The organism is Micromonospora sp. KC213, from assembly GCF_004348325.1.
In the GTDB taxonomy this organism is placed as follows: domain Bacteria; phylum Actinomycetota; class Actinomycetes; order Mycobacteriales; family Micromonosporaceae; genus Micromonospora.
This window is the reverse complement of sequence record NZ_SMKF01000338.1, coordinates 1-1,614: the sequence shown is the minus strand read 5'-3', so window position 1 is coordinate 1,614 and position 1,614 is coordinate 1. Positions and strand designations below refer to the sequence as shown.

2 protein-coding genes and 1 pseudogene are annotated in these 1,614 nt (G+C 73.0%); 2 read left to right on the top strand and 1 reads right to left on the bottom strand.

Going from position 1 to position 1,614, the window contains the following annotated elements:
* Both E1166_RS31665 and E1166_RS30470 read left to right on the top strand, forming a co-directional pair.
* Nucleotides 1-202 (top strand): hypothetical protein (locus E1166_RS31665; RefSeq protein WP_207914667.1); only part of this gene is annotated, 202 nt, incomplete at its 5' end.
* Between the two features lie 47 nt (nucleotides 203-249).
* A complete protein-coding gene (locus E1166_RS30470; RefSeq protein ID WP_132343244.1) occupies nucleotides 250-1,305 on the top strand; it encodes a glycosyltransferase family 4 protein in 1,056 nt (351 codons plus the stop codon).
* Nucleotides 1,306-1,344: 39 nt separating this feature from the next.
* On the opposite strand, the pseudogene E1166_RS31345 reads toward E1166_RS30470, so the two are convergent.
* Nucleotides 1,345-1,614 (bottom strand): annotated as a pseudogene (locus E1166_RS31345) (serine/threonine protein kinase); the annotation flags it as partial.

Sequence of the window (1,614 nt, the reverse complement as noted above, 5' to 3'; positions counted from 1 at the left end):
GGGTGGTGCAGCCAAGGGGGTTGGCTGCACCACCCGCCGCCCCTTTTCCGTCGCCACCGGGTCACCCGACCCGGGTGACCGGCCTCACCCCGCCCGGCCGGCACCGGGCGATCCGGTCGGCTTCGCGTTTGACCTGGTGGACAGGGGGAAACCGCCGCCAATCGCGTTCACCGGGGACAACGGGAAGGACCTGCGGCCGTGACCCACCGTCCGTCAGTACACCCGCCCGGGCGGCCGCTGCGGATCGCGATGGTCGTGCCGCCGTGGCTGTCGGTGCCGCCACCCGGGTACGGAGGGCTGGAGCAGGTGGTGCACGGCCTGGTGGACGCCCTGGTCGGCCGGGGGAACGCGGTGACGCTCTTCGGCGCCGGCCGGCACCACGGCACTGTCGCCGACTTCGTCTCCACCATCGGTGAACTGCAGTACGACCGGCTCGGCGAGTCGCTTCCCGAACTGGCCCACCTGGCCCGGGTGAACCACCTGGTCACCGCGGCCGACTTCGACATCGTCCACGACCACTCCACGATCGGGCCGCTGGTCGCCGGCCGACGCGCGGTGCCCACGGTGGCGACGGTGCACGGCAACCCGGTGGGGGAGTACGGCACGGTGCTCAGCGACACCGACCACGGCGTCGGACTGGTCGCCGTCTCGCACGCCCAGCGGCGAGCCAACCCCAGCCTGCCCTGGGTGGGAACGGTGCACAACGCGATGGCGACCGGGGAGGTACCGCGCAAGCACAGCCCCGGCCGGGGGCCGGTGCTGTGGCTGGCCCGGTTCAGCCCGGACAAGGGGCCCGAACTGGCCATCCAGGCATGCCGGGCGGCGGGACTCGCGCTGACCCTGGCCGGTAAGTGCAACGAACCCGCCGAACGGCGCTACTTCGCCGAGGTCGTCGAGCCGATGCTCGGCGACGACGTCACCCTGGTGTTGAACGCCGACCGGGAGGCGACCCTGCGGCTGCTGGTCGACGCCCGTTGCCTGATCATGCCGATCCGGTGGGAGGAGCCGTTCGGCATGGTGATGGTGGAGGCGATGGCGACCGGGACACCGGTGGTGGCGTTGCGTCGTGGTGCCGTGCCCGAACTGGTGGTCGAGGGCCGCACCGGGCTGATCCGGGACCGCGCGGAGGAACTGCCGGCGGCACTGCGTGACGTGGTCCGGCTCGACCCGGCGGCCTGCGTGGCGCACGTGGTGGAGCACTTCTCCACCGAACGGATGGCGGCCGGCTACGAGGAGGTGTACCGGCGCTTCGCCTTCGGCAGCACCCCACGGACTTTCCGACCGGCGCCGATCCCGGTCCGCTGACCCGACGGGTCCGCTGGGCCGCAATGGTCGCCGGCCGGTTCAGGACTGGCTGGCGTTCAGCCTGACGATCGCCGCGTCGAGCTGCCGGGCGTACGCCGGGGTGATGGCGCCCTCCCCGACCCGGCGGTCGACCTTCTCCCGGAGCTGGGCCACCGGCTCGGCCAGGTCGGACCGCCCGTTGGCGGCCTCCCGGGTCAGGTTCCCCAGCACGTTGCGCAGGTCCACCCCCACGTCGGCACGGATCTCGCCGATGCGCTCCCCGTCATCGATCAGCCGGCGCAGCCGTTCGGCCGCCTCGGTGAGCCCGCC